Origin of the sequence: Pseudoalteromonas rubra (genome assembly GCF_005886805.2) — a bacterium.
Taxonomy (GTDB): Bacteria; Pseudomonadota; Gammaproteobacteria; order Enterobacterales; family Alteromonadaceae; genus Pseudoalteromonas; species Pseudoalteromonas rubra_D.
Genome location: NZ_CP045429.1, coordinates 935,173 through 952,176, shown reverse-complemented (window position 1 = coordinate 952,176; position 17,004 = coordinate 935,173). Strand labels below are relative to the sequence as shown.

At 47.2% G+C, this 17,004-nt stretch carries 16 protein-coding genes and 12 tRNA genes; 25 read left to right on the top strand and 3 right to left on the bottom strand.

Features of this window, described 5'->3' with window-relative positions:
- Nucleotides 1–6 precede the first annotated feature (6 nt).
- Nucleotides 7–1,263, bottom strand: a complete 1,257-nt coding sequence (gene hemA / locus CWC22_RS04220) for a glutamyl-tRNA reductase (RefSeq protein WP_138539640.1) — start codon at nt 1,261–1,263, stop codon at nt 7–9.
- Between the two features lie 83 nt (nt 1,264–1,346).
- Between hemA and lolB the strand changes: the two genes are divergently transcribed.
- The 18 genes from lolB to CWC22_RS04130 all read left to right on the top strand — a co-directional run bounded on the left by lolB (nt 1,347) and on the right by CWC22_RS04130 (nt 8,129).
- Complete coding sequence (gene lolB, locus CWC22_RS04215) at nt 1,347–1,934, top strand: lipoprotein insertase outer membrane protein LolB (protein WP_138539641.1); 588 nt, start codon at nt 1,347–1,349, stop codon at nt 1,932–1,934.
- Complete coding sequence (gene ispE, locus CWC22_RS04210) at nt 1,931–2,788, top strand: 4-(cytidine 5'-diphospho)-2-C-methyl-D-erythritol kinase (RefSeq protein ID WP_138539642.1); 858 nt, start codon at nt 1,931–1,933, stop codon at nt 2,786–2,788. The genes lolB and ispE overlap by 4 nt, the downstream gene beginning before the upstream one ends.
- 78 nt (nt 2,789–2,866) lie before the next feature.
- Nucleotides 2,867–3,814 (top strand): ribose-phosphate pyrophosphokinase, encoded by a 948-nt coding sequence (locus CWC22_RS04205; protein ID WP_010386544.1) that lies wholly within the window; start codon nt 2,867–2,869, stop codon nt 3,812–3,814.
- Nucleotides 3,815–4,013: 199 nt separating this feature from the next.
- Nucleotides 4,014–4,622, top strand: a complete 609-nt coding sequence (locus CWC22_RS04200; protein ID WP_010386545.1) for a 50S ribosomal protein L25/general stress protein Ctc — start codon at nt 4,014–4,016, stop codon at nt 4,620–4,622.
- A 19-nt stretch (nt 4,623–4,641) separates the two neighbouring features.
- Nucleotides 4,642–5,226 carry an aminoacyl-tRNA hydrolase gene (gene pth, locus CWC22_RS04195; RefSeq protein WP_010386547.1) on the top strand — a complete coding sequence of 195 codons (585 nt, stop codon included), beginning with the start codon at nt 4,642–4,644 and terminating at the stop codon, nt 5,224–5,226.
- A gap of 117 nt (nt 5,227–5,343) precedes the next feature.
- Complete coding sequence (ychF, locus tag CWC22_RS04190; protein WP_049864749.1) at nt 5,344–6,435, top strand: redox-regulated ATPase YchF; 1,092 nt, start codon at nt 5,344–5,346, stop codon at nt 6,433–6,435.
- Between the two features lie 244 nt (nt 6,436–6,679).
- Nucleotides 6,680–6,756 (top strand) — tRNA-Met (locus tag CWC22_RS04185).
- A gap of 39 nt (nt 6,757–6,795) precedes the next feature.
- Nucleotides 6,796–6,880: transfer RNA gene (locus tag CWC22_RS04180), tRNA-Leu, on the top strand.
- Nucleotides 6,881–6,916: 36 nt separating this feature from the next.
- A tRNA-Gln gene (locus CWC22_RS04175) sits at nt 6,917–6,991 on the top strand.
- A 2-nt stretch (nt 6,992–6,993) separates the two neighbouring features.
- Nucleotides 6,994–7,070, top strand: a tRNA-Met gene (locus tag CWC22_RS04170).
- Between the two features lie 4 nt (nt 7,071–7,074).
- Nucleotides 7,075–7,159 (top strand) — tRNA-Leu (locus CWC22_RS04165).
- A 39-nt stretch (nt 7,160–7,198) separates the two neighbouring features.
- Nucleotides 7,199–7,273 (top strand) — tRNA-Gln (locus CWC22_RS04160).
- A gap of 4 nt (nt 7,274–7,277) precedes the next feature.
- A tRNA-Leu gene (locus tag CWC22_RS04155) sits at nt 7,278–7,362 on the top strand.
- Nucleotides 7,363–7,404: 42 nt separating this feature from the next.
- Nucleotides 7,405–7,479, top strand: a tRNA-Gln gene (locus tag CWC22_RS04150).
- Between the two features lie 27 nt (nt 7,480–7,506).
- Nucleotides 7,507–7,591: transfer RNA gene (locus CWC22_RS04145), tRNA-Leu, on the top strand.
- Nucleotides 7,592–7,708: 117 nt separating this feature from the next.
- A tRNA-Gln gene (locus CWC22_RS04140) sits at nt 7,709–7,783 on the top strand.
- A gap of 37 nt (nt 7,784–7,820) precedes the next feature.
- A tRNA-Leu gene (locus CWC22_RS04135) sits at nt 7,821–7,905 on the top strand.
- A 139-nt stretch (nt 7,906–8,044) separates the two neighbouring features.
- Nucleotides 8,045–8,129 (top strand) — tRNA-Leu (locus CWC22_RS04130).
- 128 nt (nt 8,130–8,257) lie between these two features.
- On the opposite strand, the gene CWC22_RS04125 is transcribed toward CWC22_RS04130, so the two are convergent.
- On the bottom strand, nt 8,258–9,421 hold the full coding sequence (locus CWC22_RS04125; protein ID WP_138539643.1) for an FAD-dependent oxidoreductase: 1,164 nt from the start codon (nt 9,419–9,421) through the stop codon (nt 8,258–8,260).
- A gap of 326 nt (nt 9,422–9,747) precedes the next feature.
- Here CWC22_RS04125 and miaB point away from each other — a divergent pair, with 326 nt between their 5' ends.
- The 5 genes from miaB to lnt are packed head-to-tail and all read left to right on the top strand — an operon-like array spanning nt 9,748 to nt 15,234.
- Nucleotides 9,748–11,181 (top strand): tRNA (N6-isopentenyl adenosine(37)-C2)-methylthiotransferase MiaB, encoded by a 1,434-nt coding sequence (gene miaB / locus CWC22_RS04120; protein ID WP_125564387.1) that lies wholly within the window; start codon nt 9,748–9,750, stop codon nt 11,179–11,181.
- A gap of 53 nt (nt 11,182–11,234) precedes the next feature.
- Entirely contained in the window at nt 11,235–12,317 is a 1,083-nt protein-coding gene (locus tag CWC22_RS04115) for a PhoH family protein (protein WP_138539644.1), read from the top strand.
- Nucleotides 12,317–12,775 (top strand): rRNA maturation RNase YbeY, encoded by a 459-nt coding sequence (gene ybeY, locus CWC22_RS04110; protein WP_046002926.1) that lies wholly within the window; start codon nt 12,317–12,319, stop codon nt 12,773–12,775. The genes CWC22_RS04115 and ybeY overlap by 1 nt, the downstream gene beginning before the upstream one ends.
- Nucleotides 12,776–12,797: 22 nt before the next feature.
- Nucleotides 12,798–13,676, top strand: coding sequence for a CNNM family magnesium/cobalt transport protein CorC (gene corC / locus CWC22_RS04105; protein ID WP_058797374.1), 879 nt, complete (start codon nt 12,798–12,800; stop codon nt 13,674–13,676).
- Complete coding sequence (gene lnt, locus CWC22_RS04100; RefSeq protein ID WP_138539645.1) at nt 13,654–15,234, top strand: apolipoprotein N-acyltransferase; 1,581 nt, start codon at nt 13,654–13,656, stop codon at nt 15,232–15,234. The genes corC and lnt overlap by 23 nt, the downstream gene beginning before the upstream one ends.
- A gap of 31 nt (nt 15,235–15,265) precedes the next feature.
- Here the strand turns inward: lnt and CWC22_RS04095 are convergent, their stop codons facing one another.
- Nucleotides 15,266–15,610 carry a hypothetical protein gene (locus CWC22_RS04095; protein ID WP_138539646.1) on the bottom strand — a complete coding sequence of 115 codons (345 nt, stop codon included), beginning with the start codon at nt 15,608–15,610 and terminating at the stop codon, nt 15,266–15,268.
- Between the two features lie 518 nt (nt 15,611–16,128).
- On the opposite strand from CWC22_RS04095, the gene CWC22_RS04090 reads away from it, so the two are divergent.
- Entirely contained in the window at nt 16,129–16,395 is a 267-nt protein-coding gene (locus CWC22_RS04090) for a helix-turn-helix domain-containing protein (protein ID WP_138539647.1), read from the top strand.
- Nucleotides 16,379–16,903: a GNAT family N-acetyltransferase gene (locus CWC22_RS04085; RefSeq protein WP_138539648.1), complete on the top strand. Its 525-nt coding sequence runs from the start codon at nt 16,379–16,381 to the stop codon at nt 16,901–16,903. Before CWC22_RS04090 ends, CWC22_RS04085 begins: the two co-directional genes overlap by 17 nt.
- Nucleotides 16,904–17,004 lie beyond the last annotated feature (101 nt).

Genomic DNA, 17,004 nt, shown 5'->3' with positions numbered 1-17,004 from the left:
TAACTTTTATTCCTGCTCAATACCTAATGCTTGTTTTAATACTGCAATACGCTCTATATCGCCCTCTTTTGCCGCCGCCTGAATGGCACGGGTCGGTGCATGAGTGAGCCGATTGGTGAGCTTGTTTGCCAGCTCTAACAAGACCTTTTCTGAATTCTTACCCGATTGTAGCTGATTTAACGCCTTTTCCACGAGCTCTAATTTAATCGTCTGTGCGGATTCACGATATTCCCGGATCACATCCACAGAGGTCAGTGAACGCTGCCACTGCGCAAATTCATGCGTTTTATCGTCAATGATTTGTTGTGCGTCACGTGCAGCTTGTTCCCGCGAAGCCATGTTTTCGTTCACAATCGCCTGTAGATCATCCACGGTATACAAATACGCAGCATCTAAGTCATTCACCTGACTTTCAATATCACGCGGTACCGCAATATCAACGAACAACATCGGCTTGTGTTTACGCTTTTTCAGTGCTTGCTCTACCACGCCTTTACCTATGATGGGCAAGGTACTGGCCGTGGAGCTGATCACAATATCAGCCTGATGCAATTGCTCCGGCAACTGAGCCAAAGAAATGACATTGGCACTGATTTCATTTGCCAGCAGTTGCGCCCGTTCAATGGTACGGTTGGCCACGGTGATAGCTTTTGGGTTATGTTGAGATAAGTGCTTGGCAACCAACTCAATGGTTTCACCCGCACCAATTAGCAACACATTGGTCTTTTCCAGCTGGCCATAGATATGCTTTGCCAAATTAACGGCGGCATACGCAACAGATACCGCACTAGCGCCAATTTCGGTTTCGGTACGAACTTGCTTTGCTACTGAGAAGGTTTTCTGAAATAAGCGTTCAAACACAGGCTGAATGCCATTGTGTGCCTTTGCACTATTATAAGCTTGCTTAATCTGCCCCAGGATCTGTGGCTCACCTAATACCAGCGAATCCAATCCACAAGCAACGCGCATCAGGTGGTTAACGGCGTCCTGATTGTGGTGCACATAGACGTTCTCAGCCAATTCGTGCTCTTCTATCTGGTGAAATTGCGCAAGCCAACCCAGAAGCGCTTGGGAATTCGGGTCCCCAAGGCTACAATAGATTTCGGTCCGATTGCAGGTAGAAACAATCACGGACTCATTAAACTGCGGTAACTCAGACAGCTGCTGTAGCGCATCCGATAGTTGTTGCGGAGAAAAAGCGACTTTTTCCCTCAATTCGACGGACGCGGTTTTGTGATTGATCCCAAGTGCGATGATGGTCATAACTGCCAGTATTGCTCAAGCCCTGCTTTAAAGCCGCTAATTTTACCAAAAATCAATCGAATATGGAAAGTAAGGAACTTAGTTTGAAACAGTTTCATTTGATTTTGCTCATGTTTTTATTGTTTCTGAGTGGGTGTGCACAGCGTATTACGCCGTCTGATGAGCATACACAGCAAAATCGTCCCGAAAGTTATAACAATTGGCGGGCAACGGGTAAGCTCGCATTTATCTCTCCCGAAGAGCGCCAGTCCGCCAATTTTAACTGGCAATACCGCGAACAAAAACAAACTCTGACACTAAATACATTTATTGGTACCCAGGTATTAAAACTCGAAGAGCTTGATCAGTACAGCACACTCACGCTCGAAGATAAAACTTACACCAGCGACGACAGCAGTGAACTGGTATATCGTCTGAGTGGCTGGCAACTGCCGGTATCGCAGGCACCGCAATGGTTGACAGGTCAAATAGACGCGCCCGATAACCAATATAATCAAAAGCAACAACTTACCCAGGCAACCTGGCAAGATAAGCAGGGCTTGCGCTGGCAGGTCGCCTACCAGACATATCAACGCGTCAACGGGCTCGAACTGCCAACCCGACTCACACTGACGCACAATGACATCACCATCAAAATCCGTATCAGTAACTGGCACTTTGAGACCTTATGAAACCACTAAAATTAACCGCTCCGGCAAAACTCAACCTGTTTTTACACATCAATGGCCGCCGTGCTGATGGCTACCACGAGCTGGAAACCCTGTTTACCTTGCTAGAGTACGGCGACCAATTAACCTTCGTCCCGCTGGAACAAGATACCATCGAGATCCACGGTGATGTTGCGGATATCCCGTTGCAGGATAATTTAATCTTTCGAGCTGCCAACGCGCTGCGTCCGTATAAATCCGCAGCTAGGGGGGTTCGTATTCACTTGACTAAAAACTTGTCTATGGGTGGCGGTGTTGGCGGTGGTTCATCGGATGCAGCCACCACATTACTCGCACTCAACACCTTATGGCAATGTAACCTGTCCATCGCCCAACTCGCCGATATTGGGTTGACACTCGGGGCTGATGTGCCTGTTTTTGTACACGGAAAAACGGCGTTAGCTCAGGGAGTTGGAGAGAAATTGAGTCCATACCCTATCACCGAAAAATACTACCTGGTGGTATTTCCTAATGTCCATGTCAGCACCGTAGAGGTCTTTACACATCCAGATTTACCCCGGAAAACTCCCAAATTATCAGCTAACTGGACATTAGAGCAAACACACAATGACTGTCAGGAATTAGTTAAAAAGCTCCACCCCGAGGTTGATAAAACCCTGAGCTGGTTGTTAAGATATGCGCCGTCCAGACTGACAGGGACAGGAGGGTGTTGCTTTGCAGAATTTGAATCTGCGCAAGCCGCACAGCGTGTCCTCGAACAACTTCCCTCTCCCTGGACAGGCTTTATTAGCCAAAACGCTCGCGAGTCAATTGCCCACAGGCAACTGGCTGCATGGCGTAAAGATGAAGTAAAATAGTTTAAGTTAGCTTGTTTTGACACTGTCACAGACGACGTCATTGCATACATAATATTACAGTGCCTGAGGAACCCTACCGTGCCCGACATGAAGCTCTTCGCTGGTAACGCAACACCTGAGCTAGCTCAAAAAGTTGCAAAACGTTTGTTTATCGAATTAGGTGATGCCGTTGTAGGCCGTTTTAGCGACGGTGAAATCAGCGTTCAAATTAATGAAAATGTTCGTGGTTCTGATGTCTTCATCGTTCAGTCCACTTGCGCACCAACCAATGACAACCTGATGGAACTCATTGTTATGGTGGATGCGTTACGTCGTGCTTCAGCAGGTCGTATTACAGCTGTTATCCCATATTTTGGCTACGCCCGTCAGGACCGTCGTGTACGTTCTGCCCGTGTACCAATCACAGCTAAAGTTGTCGCAGACTTCTTGTCAAGCGTTGGGGTCGACCGCGTACTGACCGTTGATTTGCACGCTGAGCAGATCCAGGGCTTCTTCGATGTACCTGTTGATAACGTGTTTGGTAGCCCGGTACTACTTGAAGACATGAAAGAGCGTGACTTCGACGACGTTGTTGTCGTATCACCGGATATCGGTGGTGTAGTTCGTGCGCGTGCAATCGCGAAACTTCTGGATGACAAAGACCTGGCTATCATCGACAAGCGTCGCCCACAAGCGAACGTGTCTCAGGTCATGCACATCATTGGTGACGTAGAAGGTCGTGACTGTATCATCGTTGACGATATGATTGATACCGGTGGCACACTGTGTAAAGCCGCTGCGGCACTAAAAGAGCATGGCGCTAAGCGTGTATTCGCTTACGCAACTCACCCGGTATTGTCTGGTAATGCAGCTGAAAACCTGCGTAACTCAGTAATCGACGAAGTGATTGTCACTGACTCAATCACCTTGTCTGACGAACTGAAGTCTGTTGACAAGATCAAAGTACTGACTCTGGCTGATATGCTGGCTGAAACCATTCGCCGCATCAGCAATGAAGAGTCTATCTCTGCGATGTTTGAACACTAATCTGTGTTTATCCGCAAATAAAAAGCACCTCAGGGTGCTTTTTTTATGTCCAAAGGTTTGCAAGGCTGCTGGTAAGTGGTATATTAGCGCGCCTTTTTACTGGGCTTGCTTTGGATACAACCACGGTGAGTTCGGTGATTTACCGAAGTGCTTGGTCGCGAGCCCTTCGAAGTATTAACTAAAATAATTGGAGACACTCATGTCACAATACGTATTAAACGCTGAAGTACGCGAAACTCTGGGTACTGGTGCGAGCCGCCGCCTACGTCGCGCTGATAAAGTTCCTGCTATCCTTTACGGTGCAGGCAAAGACGCTGTTTCGCTTACTCTTGAGCACAACAAAGTTATCCAGATGCAAGAAGACGAAGGTTTCTACACGCACATCCTGACTCTGAACATCGGTGGTGAGTCTGTTGAAGCTATCCTGAAAGACATCCAACGTCACCCGTACAAGCCTAAGGTAACTCACCTTGACTTCCAACGCGTTGACGCTTCTCAGAAGCTTCACACTAAAGTTCCTGTACACTTCATCAACGAAGAAGCAGCAACTAAAGGCGGCAACACGATTGCTCACCACGTAACTGAAATCGAAATCACATGTCTGCCAGCTCAGCTTCCTGAGTTCGTAGAAGTTGACGTAGCAGCTATCGAAGTTGGCGCAACTGTACACCTTTCAGACATCGCACTTCCAGCTGGTGTAGTTTCTGTTGAGCTTGCTAAAGGTGCAGACCACGACCAAGCGGTTGTGACTGTAAACGCACCTAAAGGCGGCGCTGCTGAAGAAACAGCTGAAGAAGCTGCTGAATAATTTTTAAGGTGTTAGCACCTTGAATACTATTCAAATGCTAGTGGGCCTGGCAAATCCAGGCCCCGAATATGCAAACACCCGTCACAATGCCGGGGCTTGGTTTATCGAAGAACTGGCCAGGCGCTACAACGTCCCTCTCAAACCTGACTCCAAACATCATGGCCTTAGCGGCAAGCTGCTCCTGAACAATCAGGAATTTAAGCTTCTTATTCCAACCACTTTTATGAACCTGAGCGGTAAAGCTGTAGGTAGCCTGGCTAATTTTTATAAAATACCGCCTGAGCAGATCCTGGTTGCACATGATGAAATGGATATGGACCCCGGTGTCGCCAAACTCAAAAAAGGCGGCGGTCACGGTGGACACAATGGTCTGAAAGACATTATCGCCAAGCTGGGCAATAACAAAGAGTTTATGCGTCTACGCATTGGGATTGGCCATCCTGGACACCGCGATAAGGTGACAGGCTGGGTACTGGGCAAGGCGCCTCAGGCAGATCAGGAAAAAATTGATGCTGCGGTGGATGAAGCCGTACGTTGCATGGAAATCCTGGCCAAAGACGGTGTGTTAAAAGCACAAAATAGACTACATTCTTTTAAGCCGTAACACCGACGTACGCGTCCCGTTACAGCTGTGATTGATCGCTTAATATCAGTCGCAAGATATAAAAATCCGGCCATGCCGGATTTTGTCCGATTGATAGCAAATTAAAGGTTTTAAACTATGGGTTTTAAATGTGGCATTGTTGGCCTACCTAACGTTGGTAAGTCAACCCTATTCAATGCATTAACCAAAGCGGGCATCGAAGCCGCGAACTTCCCTTTTTGTACTATCGAACCAAACACGGGCGTTGTTGCCGTTCCGGATCCTCGTTTGGATCAACTGGCTGCGATTGTTAATCCACAAAAAACCATTGCCACAACAATGGAATTTGTTGATATCGCGGGTCTGGTAAAAGGCGCATCAAAAGGTGAAGGTCTGGGTAACCAATTCCTCGCAAACATTCGCGAAACCGATGCGATTGGTCATGTAGTTCGTTGCTTTGAAGATGAAAACATCGTGCACGTATCTGGTCAGGTAAACCCGGCGGATGATATCGATGTCATCAACACAGAGCTTGTGTTATCCGACATGGAAGCAGCCGACCGCGCAGCGCAGCGAAATGCTAAAAAGGCCAAAGGTGGCGATAAAGACGCTAAATTCCAAAACGAAGTCTTGGAAAAAGTCAAAGCACACCTTGATGAAGGTTTAACACTGCGTTCATTGGAACTGACTAAAGAAGAGCTGGCTGCAATCAAGCCACTGAACTTCTTAACGATCAAACCGACTATGTATATCGCCAACGTCACTGAAGATGGTTTTGAAAATAACCCATTTTTAGACAAAGTACGTGAAATTGCCGCAGCGGAAGACGCTGTTGTAATTCCAGTCTGTGCTGCGATTGAGTCTGAGCTGTCTGAACTTGAAGAAGAAGACAAGCTTGAGTTTATGGCCGACCTTGGTCTGGAAGAGCCGGGGCTTAACCTGGTGATCCGCGGTGGGTACGAGCTACTAAAACTGCAAACCTACTTTACTGCTGGTGTAAAAGAAGTACGTGCATGGACCATTCCTGTCGGTGCAACTGCGCCACAAGCAGCAGGTAAGATCCACACTGACTTTGAGCGCGGCTTTATTCGTGCACAAACCATTGGTTTTAATGATTACATTGAATACCAAGGCGAAAGCGGTGCTAAAGACGCAGGTAAAATGCGTCAGGAAGGTAAAGATTACATCGTTAAAGACGGCGATGTGATGAACTTCTTGTTCAATGTCTAAGTAACGCACTCAATAATGGCAGGCAAAACCTGTCTTACAAAAAGCGCCTCATGGCGCTTTTTTTGTCTTTCTATTACACTGGACGCGAAATTATTAGCCTAATTGCATTAAAAACACGCTGGTTCGCTTAATTTATCTGCAAACAAACTGTGTTAGGTATTTTTTTGCAAAAAAGGTGTTGACGACATACGGCCATATACGCATAATACGCCCCGCATCAGCGATGATGAGAAATTAAAGAGATGGCTATGTAGCTCAGCTGGTTAGAGCACATCACTCATAATGATGGGGTCCCCTGTTCAAATCAGGGCATAGCCACCATGCTTTAATTACTACCAAAACTCATCTAGCTAGCAAGACGCGGAAGTGGCGGAATTGGTAGACGCGCTGGATTTAGGTTCCAGTATCTTCGGATGTGAGAGTTCAAGTCTCTCCTTCCGCACCATGTTCTCGATAAGAACTAAAATAATCAACTTTTCGTTGGAGTATCGCCAAGCGGTAAGGCAGCGGGTTTTGATCCCGCCATTCCCAGGTTCAAATCCTGGTACTCCAGCCAATGGCTATGTAGCTCAGCTGGTTAGAGCACATCACTCATAATGATGGGGTCCCCTGTTCAAATCAGGGCATAGCCACCACGTTGCGGAAGTGGCGGAATTGGTAGACGCGCTGGATTTAGGTTCCAGTATCTTCGGATGTGAGAGTTCAAGTCTCTCCTTCCGCACCATGTTCTTTTAAGTCAGAACTAAAACAGATTTAGTTTCGTTGGAGTATCGCCAAGCGGTAAGGCAGCGGGTTTTGATCCCGCCATTCCCAGGTTCAAATCCTGGTACTCCAGCCAACATGCGGAAGTGGCGGAATTGGTAGACGCGCTGGATTTAGGTTCCAGTATCTTCGGATGTGAGAGTTCAAGTCTCTCCTTCCGCACCATGTTCTTAAAGTTTGAACTGAAACAACTTTTAATACCTTTGTTGGAGTATCGCCAAGCGGTAAGGCAGCGGGTTTTGATCCCGCCATTCCCAGGTTCAAATCCTGGTACTCCAGCCATCTCTTCTTTGAGAGATACAATTTGATGCGGAAGTGGCGGAATTGGTAGACGCGCTGGATTTAGGTTCCAGTATCTTCGGATGTGAGAGTTCAAGTCTCTCCTTCCGCACCATGTTCTTCAAGTTGAACTAAAACACTTGATTACGCTTTTTATTTCTGTAGTATCAAGCGTTAAGAAGAAGGATATTATCGATTTAGATTTATCTGGATTCAAGATTTGAATTATTGCTGGAGTATCGCCAAGCGGTAAGGCAGCGGGTTTTGATCCCGCCATTCCCAGGTTCAAATCCTGGTACTCCAGCCATCTCTTCAAGAGATGAAAATTCAGTTAAATATACGATGCGGAAGTGGCGGAATTGGTAGACGCGCAGGATTCAGGTTTCTGTAACTTCGGTTGTGAGAGTTCAAGTCTCTCTTTCCGCACCATTTAACTCTTATCTTAAAATCTTAAAACTTTTCTTTTTTTTAAAAATCAAATATACGATGCGGAAGTGGCAGAATTGGCTGTTGTCGAATGAGACGCAGGATTCAGGTTTCTTTTTCATTAGTAAGCTAAATATACGATGCGGAAGTGGCGGAATTGGTAGACGCGCAGGATTCAGGTTTCTGTAACTTCGGTTGTGAGAGTTCAAGTCTCTCCTTCCGCACCATTTAGTTCTAAGACATCCAAAATTCCATTTTTATTCCTCCGAAACATCCTAATTATTTATCCATTTTCACTATAATTTCCATTTAGTTTTATTGCTTTGCTATCTGTTGTTCCTATTATGAATGACGTCTAAACGACGCCACCCATTGCATGTTTCAATACTTCACGTTTAATTGGACCAGCATGATTAGCCACTTTTAACACCAGGTTGCGGAAATGCTTTAATGGTGCAATTTCGTTAGAGAAGCCAAAATAACACGCATCCATCATACTCATCATCATCAGATTATCGTTACGACGGCTCTGCTCATAGCGGCGCAGCAAGGCGGCGTTACCAATATCGTCAGCGCCTTCCAGTACGCTTGCCAGCGCAGCCACATCTTTGAATCCTAAATTCACGCCCTGCCCGGCCAGTGGATTAATGGTATGTGCTGAGTCGCCAATCAAGACAACACGCCCCTGATGGTATTGATTAGCATGTTGTCTGGCTAACGGAAATACCGCGCTTTGCAACACCTCAAACTCACCGGGTAAATCGAAGAAGTGATTTTGTATCTCCTCCTTTAACTGTGCATTCGATAACGTCTTCATCTGCGCCAGCTCATTGCCATGGTGATACCAGATCAGATTGGCGTACGGGTATTGCATAGGCAAAAAGGCAATCGGTCCGGACGGCTTAAACTGCTGCCAGGTTTTTACCTGCTGCGGCGCATCCAGTTTGATCAGCACACCCATACAATGCTGCTGATATTGCCAACCGGTCACCCCAATGCCAGCCAGTTTGCGTACCACAGAGCGCCCTCCGTCAGCTGCTAAGAGTAAATCGGCCTGATAGCTTTGCTCCGGGTAAATCAACTCAACCGAATCAGTATCTTGCTTGATTGCCTGAGGCGTGCCAGAAACCTGCTCGACCTGAATGCCAAGGCGTTCGAATTGTACCCATAAACTGGCCTGAATAAGACGGTTTTCGACAATGTGGCCTAAATGCGTTGCAGCCAGCTCCTCGCAATCAAATAACAGGCTGTTATTTTCCTGCTCATACGCTTCAAGCTGTTGATACGGTGCCAGCCTGGCATTGCGAAGCATCGGCATTGCCTGCAGCTCATCCAGCAAGGCTTCTGAAAAGCGATTAATGGCAGAGACTCGAATATCAATGGTCTCGTCTGTCAGTGCCAGCATGGCATCCAATGGGTGCGTTTCGAGCACTGTGACTGCCAGACCTTGCTGTGCGAGCTTCACGGCAGCTGCTGCGCCAACCATGCCACCACCAACTATCAGCACTTTGTTTTTCATACCCTTTCTCCTTAGTTCAGCTTGCTAAGTTATATCCCGCTATTGTAACCCAATTCGTTCTGAAAGGTTTATTGCCCTGCATATTGTAGCTGAGCAAATACAAGATGCCTTGATCTTGGTTTTTAAAGTTAAAAACTATACTTGGCTAGTGTCATTAGGTCATATAAAATACGCGTCCTTTAAACTAATTTCACGCAAGATCCTGGCAAGGATACAGACTATGCTCTGTATTGATTCAGGAGATGAGCGGGTCGGCTTAGTGACATTAGTTGTTTTAGCGTCGCACATCGTGCTATTCACCGAGTTGAAAACGAGGCATTATTTCAATGAGTAAAAAGTTGCATATCAAAACCTGGGGCTGTCAGATGAACGAGTATGACTCCCAGAAAATGGCGGATCTGCTTGATTCCACCAATGGCTATCAGCTAACAGAAGAAGCTGAACAAGCGGATGTGATCCTACTCAATACCTGTTCAATTCGTGAAAAAGCACAGGAAAAAGTATTTCACCAGCTGGGCCGCTGGAAGTTGCTAAAAGACGATAATCCAGATTTGGTTATTGGTGTGGGTGGCTGTGTGGCCTCTCAGGAAGGCGACACAATCCGCCAGCGTGCGCCCTTTGTCGATATCGTTTTCGGTCCGCAAACTTTGCACCGTCTGCCTGAAATGATCAAACAGGTCCAAAGCAAGCAAGGCTCAGTGGTCGATATTTCATTCCCGGAAATCGAAAAGTTCGATCGCCTGCCAGAGCCAAAAGCAGAAGGCCCGAGTGCGTTTGTATCCATTATGGAAGGCTGCTCTAAATACTGTACTTTCTGCGTTGTACCTTATACGCGTGGTGAGGAAGTGAGCCGTCCTCTAGATGATGTTTTACTTGAAGTTGCGCAACTGGCAGAGCAAGGTGTGCGTGAAGTCAACCTGCTGGGTCAAAACGTCAATGCCTATCGCGGTGAAATGCATGATGGCGAAATTTGCTACTTCTCTGATCTGCTGCGCTTTGTCGCGGCTATCGATGGCATCGACCGCATTCGTTACACCACCTCACACCCAGTTGAGTTTACACCTGACATCATCGATGCATACGCAGACGTACCAGAGTTGGTAGATCACCTGCACTTACCGGTTCAAAGTGGCTCAGACCGCATTCTGAACCTGATGAAGCGTGGCCATACAGCACTGGAATACAAGTCTACGATCCGCAAACTGCGTAAGATCCGCCCGAACCTAAGCATGAGCTCAGACTTCATTATTGGCTTCCCGGGAGAAAGTAAAGCGGATTTCGAAGCGACCATGAATCTGATCAACGACATTGGCTTTGATATGAGCTTCAGCTTTATCTATTCAGCTCGTCCAGGTACGCCGGCATCGGATCTGCCTGATGATGTAACCGAACAAGAAAAGAAAGAGCGTTTGTACTTGCTGCAAAATCGCATCAATCAGATGGCACAGGACATCAGCCGTAAAATGCATGATACTGAGCAACGCATCCTGGTTGAAGGTCCTTCGAAAAAGAACCCAATGGAATTACGTGGCCGTACCGAGAATAATCGGGTTGTGAATTTTGAAGGTCCACACTCAGTGATCGGTCAGTTCGTTGACGTACGTATCACTGAGGCGCTGCCCAATTCATTGCGTGGTGAACTGATCAGAACTGAAACTGAGATGGACTTACGCCGAGATGTTGCACCTTCGGATATCTTAAATCGTGCACCAGCAGAACCAGAAGCCAATGAGCTGGGTGTTGCCACCTTTACGCCTTAGTCTTGGAATTTCGACGCCAGCTGATGCTGGCGTCTTGTTATTAGGAAGTTGTTTTGAGTAACCAAGTCAAGAATATCGAATTTTATCTGGAACCCTCCGACAATCACCGCCTATCTTCTTTATGCGGGCCTTTTGATGACAACCTGAAGCAAATTGAACGTCGTCTGGGCATTGAAATTACCCACAGAGATAACTGGTTCAAAGTCACAGGCCAACCGCTTGTGGCTAAGGCTGCGGTCGACATTTTAAAATCCCTGTATGTAGAAACTCAGCCCGTACGCGGCAAGTTTGTCGATATTGAGCCAGACCAAGTTCATTTGGCTATCACTGAGGCCAACTGCCTGGAGCAGGAAGCCCCAGATGTGTGGGAAAAAGAAGTCTTTATAAAAACACGCCGTGGTGTGGTTAAGCCTCGTAACCCCAATCAGAGTCAGTATGTGGCCAATATTCTGACCCATGACATCTGTTTTGGTATCGGTCCGGCAGGGACAGGTAAAACCTACCTGGCAGTAGCGGCGGCGGTAGATGCCCTGGAACGCCAGGAAATTCGTCGTATTCTGTTGACTCGTCCGGCCGTTGAAGCGGGTGAAAAGCTGGGTTTCTTGCCTGGCGACCTAACACAAAAAATAGACCCTTACCTACGTCCGCTTTACGATGCGCTATTTGAGATGCTGGGTTTTGAAAAAGTCGAGCGTTTGATCGAAAAGAACGTGATTGAAGTTGCACCGCTAGCGTATATGCGTGGCCGGACACTGAACGATGCCTTTATAATTCTCGATGAAAGCCAGAACACCACCACAGAGCAGATGAAGATGTTTCTGACCCGGATCGGTTTTAACTCTAAAGCCGTGATCACGGGTGACATCACTCAGGTGGATTTACCTCGCGGTGCGCGCTCTGGTCTGCGCCATGCCATTGATGTATTGGGAGAGGTTGACGAGATTTCGTTTAACTTCTTTAAATCTCACGATGTGGTACGTCACCCAGTAGTCGCACGCATTGTTGAGGCCTACGAGAAAAAAGAAGAAGCCGAGCGAAAGGAAAAGTTTAACAAACAGCAGGCAAGATTACAGGCACAGGCCAATACCACACCGGCTGATACACATCCAAACGCCAACGACGAGGAGCGCTCATAATGTCGCTTGAGGTAGATCTACAGATTGCCAGTGACTTCGCCAACCTGCCTTCTGCGGAACAATTTCAGTTGTGGGCCGAAAAAGCACTCCTTGCGTATAAGGAAGAGGCCGAGGTTACCATACGAATTGCAGATGAAGCAGAAAGCCAGGAGCTGAACAGCCAGTACCGCGGAAAAGACAAGCCCACCAATGTGCTGTCTTTTCCTTTTGAAGCACCACCTGGGATTGAGCTACCACTGGTTGGTGACCTAATTATTTGTCCTCAGGTTGTTTTTCGAGAGGCCGAAGAACAGGAAAAAACCTTCCACGATCATTTTGCTCATATGGTGGTACACGGGTGCTTGCATTTGTTGGGCTTTGACCATATAAATGAACAGGACGCCGATGAAATGGAAAGTCTTGAAAAAGAATTCTTAGCCGATCTGGGCATTGCTGACCCATATCGAGATGACGTTTAACCGACTGGAGTAACACACCGCAATGAGCGACGAAAACTCGCAAAGTAGTCAGGGTTCTTCGAGCAAGACCTGGCTGGGACGCATCACACAGATGCTGCAAGGGGAACCCCAAAACAAAGAAGAGTTGGTAGAGGTAATTGCCGACGCACAGGAAAGAGCCCTGATCGATCCTGAAACCAAAGACATGATGGAAGGCGTACTCAGTGTTTCTGAGTTAAAAGTCCGCGACATCATGATCCCGCGTTCACAAATGGTGACGTTGGATATTGATCAGGACCTGGAGTCGCAGTTACCCGCAATGGTTGAATCCAGCCATTCGCGTTTCCCGGTCATTTGCGAAGACAAAGATCATGTCGAAGGCATTTTGCTGGCCAAAGATCTGTTACCCCTGATTGTTCAGCGTGACAGTGAATTACCAACCATTCGTGAATACTTGCGCCCGGCGGTTGTGGTTCCTGAGAGTAAACGTGTTGATGCGCTGCTCAATGAATTTCGACAAAAACGTTACCACATGGCGATTGTCATTGATGAGTACGGAGGTGTTTCAGGCCTGGTGACCATTGAAGACATTCTTGAGACCATCGTCGGTGAGATTGAAGATGAACACGATAATGAAGACGAGCAACAGGCCATCCGCCAGTTGTCTAAGCACGTGTTTAACGTTCAGGCTCTGACACCATTGGATGAGTTTAACGAGTACTTCAAAACGGAATATGATACACAGGAAGCAGACACCATAGGCGGGATAATCTTGCATGCATTTGGCCATATGCCAAGCCGCGGCGAAACCATTGACATTGCCCCCTTGCAATTCAAGGTCACCAACTCGGACAATCGCCGCATTTTGCAGTTACAGGTGACGATGCCAAAAACCGAACATGTTGAAGACGTTCTCGAATAAACTCACCGCCCTACTGAAAGACAAGTTTACGTGGCTGGCACTGCTTAGCGGTGCCTCACTGACCTTCAGTTACGCGCCATTTGGACTATGGCCAATCATCTTTGTCGCGCTCGCAGTTGCGTGTTTTGTAACGGATCAGCCCACGACCCGACAAGCAGCCAAGTATGGTTTTTTATTTGGCTTTGGCTGGTTTGCGGCCGGAATAAGCTGGGTGCATGTATCAATTGCTCAGTTCGGTGGTTTACCCCTACCAGCTTCGCTGTTATTAATGGGCCTGCTTTGTGCGTATCTGGCTATTTACCCTGCACTGGCCTTTGCGCTGGCAACACGCTTCTCAGACAAGCCCTGGCAACGTGTCGCATTGCTGCTCAGCGGGTTTGCGATATTTGAATATCTGCGCGGCACTTTACTGACCGGGTTCCCCTGGCTCAGTTTTGGCTATAGTCAGACCGATTCCCCACTAAACGTGCTCGCCCCCTGGATTGGTGAATTTGGTCTGACTCTGGTGTGTGTGTTGTTTGGTGCTCTTTTATACTACCTGCTCTGGTATAAACGCTATCAGTTAACTCTAATGACCCTGCTGCCTCTGTTTGCGCTCTCTTTTTTGACTCGTACGACAGATAACCCGGTTGAATATACAGGCGAACAAACCCGCATCTTGTTGGTTCAGGGCAATATTCAGCAGAGCCTGCGCTGGGAACCAGAACAATTCTGGCCGACCATGTCAAAATACCAGGATATGACACGACCACTGTGGCAGCAGGCTGATCTGGTTGTCTGGCCAGAAGCAGCTATTCCGGAGCTTGAAGACTTAGCCTTCGACTTTTTGCACAACCTGGACAAAGCTGCTGCTTTTAATCAAAGTGCGTTAATCACAGGCATTCCTGATTATCAGTTTGACACCCGTAATGTCTACAACACCCTGATTGTCGTGGGTAAGCAACAGACAGATGACGAACAGGGTCATTATCAATATCTGCACACAAACCGCTATCAAAAACATCAGCTGCTCCCCATAGGAGAGTTTGTCCCTTTTGAAGCCTGGTTACGGCCGGTTGCCCCCTTATTCAACCTGGCTATGTCTTCCTTCTCCCGGGGTGACGCACAGCAAGCAAACCTAATAGCCAATGGGTTACATGTCCTGCCTGCTATCTGCTACGAAATTGCCTTCAGTGAACTGGTCAGAAACAACTACACCAGTCAGTCTGATATTCTCTTTACCGTTAGCAATGACGCCTGGTTTGGGGATTCACACGGCCCGCATCAGCATATGCAAATTGCCCGGATGCGCGCGCTGGAACTACAACGTCCTTTGGTTCGGGTAACCAACAATGGGATCAGTGGGATTTATGATCCACTTAGTCAGACACAGCACACCTTGCCTCAGTTTGTTGAGGAGACAATGTTACTGGACGTGAAACTGATGCGCGGGGACAGCTTTTATAGTCAGCATGGCAATAAGTGGGTTTGGCTCTTGGTAGCCACTTTAGTGGGGCTGGTATTGCTTAAAAGAAGTACATCTAAGCTGAAATCTAGCATGGAGCGTGACTATCTGTAGTTAGCGCACGCTCCGGGCAACGATCAGGGGATTACTGATTTACACGTAAATGATAAAGCCCGTGTCTGTGAAAGCTACTCCAGTTTGTGGCAGTACAGCTATTAAATTCACCATTCTTAAACCACAGAGTGACTGTTTTATCAGCCATGCTCGCCGCCAACATTTGACTAAAGATGACACGGCACGCTTCTGGTGTAAATGAGCCTGATTTTTGTGTGACGTTACATACATAATTCGCTTCGCCTAAGCCCGTGACACTCAGATAAACCGATCCGGCAGGAGTTATATCGACCGTTTTAACTTTTCCCCAACAGTCATATGCCTGGGCAGATAAACTTGCAACTGATAACGCTAACGTTGTTATTATCTTTTTCATCTATGATTTCCTTGTTCTGATTTTTAGGGTTGCTGTATTAGCAAGCGCACATCATAGCACACCCATTGTAGAAACAAACAGCGTCTATTCTCTCACGAACCGAACAGCCTGACCCACGCAAGAACAACTCGCAAAGTACACCGAAAGACAAACCCCGCCCCAGGACGCCATGCTGTGTTCGTATCAGGATAACTCGTCACTATCACTTCGCACTATGGTGGCTTGTACAACGGCAAAAGTCGCTTTGTGAGTGTTCGATAGAGCTTGCGCCATAAAGGGAAGCGTGTGCGCTTTTTCGGTGCACACTTGGCACTTTACACACTAATGAAAAATTCAACCTATTAATTTATAACAACTTTAAATTTTGGCATGTAACTTTCTTACTCCTGTGTAAACACGCGTAATAGGAGCATATGAAATGAAATCCTGGTTAGACACACTCACCCTCATCTGGCGGATAGACTACAGTGTATGGCCACCCTGTGACTCATTGTTCAATCACAGTTTGGAGCGTTGACATGGCGACTAAACTTTCCCCCGCCCACCCCAGTGTCCAACGAGCTGTTCATATGGTGCAGAGTCAGCAGCTGACCATTCACGAAGCAGCCAGCCAGTTTGCCTTGTCACAGCGAACACTCTATGCTGCACTGCGAAGCAAACAGCCCCAAAATCAGTCGCACTATGCGCAGCTTTTAGAACAAAAACAGCGTCTGGAATCTCAGTTAAACCAGATCTGTGAAGAGTTAGCAACCATAAAGGAGTGTGGCTATGCCACTCATAATTGAACCCCTCGCCGAGCTCACCCCGTTACAACAGCAAATGCTTGCATCTCAACTGCAAGCGTGTATCGCTCAGGGCGCATCATTGGGGTTTTACCACCCCACCTCTGACGCACAAATGACCAACTACTGGTCACAGGTAAATACAGAACTTGGGCAGAATACACGCGTCATACTGGCAGCTTATCTGGAGCAACATTTAGTTGCCTCGGTACAACTCATTCCTTGTAAAAAACAAAATGGTAGACACCGAGGTGAGGTGGAAAAGTTACTGGTTCACCCGGATTATCAACGTCAGGGGATTGCCCAAGCACTGATGCAATATCTTGAGACATATGCCAATCAACTCGGTATGACGCTCTTGGTGCTGGATACACAAAGCGGCGATAAATCAGAACTGTTTTATCAGGCTGTCGGGTTTACCAAAAGTGGTGAAATCCCGCATTTTGTCAGTGATTCACAAGGTGCCATGCACGCAACCAGCTATTATTTTAAGCAACTGGGGTCTCACTAACTCCAGCAGCTTTGCAACAGTTGGCTCTCATAAAGCCTATGAAATAGTGAATAAAGTAAGCTCGACTCATTGCAATCTGCCCTACTAAAACCAAAAATTTG

Excerpts from the sequence above, each read along its gene's own strand:
- ychF (WP_049864749.1), top strand. The coding sequence starts at position 5,344 with ATGGGTTTTAAATGTGGCATTGTTGGCCTACCTAACGTTGGTAAGTCA.
- ybeY (WP_046002926.1), top strand. The coding sequence starts at position 12,317 with ATGTCGCTTGAGGTAGATCTACAGATTGCCAGTGACTTCGCCAACCTG.
- lnt (WP_138539645.1), top strand. The coding sequence starts at position 13,654 with ATGTTGAAGACGTTCTCGAATAAACTCACCGCCCTACTGAAAGACAAG.
- ispE (WP_138539642.1), top strand. The coding sequence starts at position 1,931 with ATGAAACCACTAAAATTAACCGCTCCGGCAAAACTCAACCTGTTTTTA.
- hemA (WP_138539640.1), bottom strand. The coding sequence starts at position 1,263 with ATGACCATCATCGCACTTGGGATCAATCACAAAACCGCGTCCGTCGAA.
- CWC22_RS04095 (WP_138539646.1), bottom strand. The coding sequence starts at position 15,610 with ATGAAAAAGATAATAACAACGTTAGCGTTATCAGTTGCAAGTTTATCT.
- CWC22_RS04200 (WP_010386545.1), top strand. The coding sequence starts at position 4,014 with ATGTCACAATACGTATTAAACGCTGAAGTACGCGAAACTCTGGGTACT.
- corC (WP_058797374.1), top strand. The coding sequence starts at position 12,798 with ATGAGCGACGAAAACTCGCAAAGTAGTCAGGGTTCTTCGAGCAAGACC.
- CWC22_RS04090 (WP_138539647.1), top strand. The coding sequence starts at position 16,129 with ATGGCGACTAAACTTTCCCCCGCCCACCCCAGTGTCCAACGAGCTGTT.
- CWC22_RS04125 (WP_138539643.1), bottom strand. The coding sequence starts at position 9,421 with ATGAAAAACAAAGTGCTGATAGTTGGTGGTGGCATGGTTGGCGCAGCA.
- CWC22_RS04085 (WP_138539648.1), top strand. The coding sequence starts at position 16,379 with ATGCCACTCATAATTGAACCCCTCGCCGAGCTCACCCCGTTACAACAG.
- miaB (WP_125564387.1), top strand. The coding sequence starts at position 9,748 with ATGAGTAAAAAGTTGCATATCAAAACCTGGGGCTGTCAGATGAACGAG.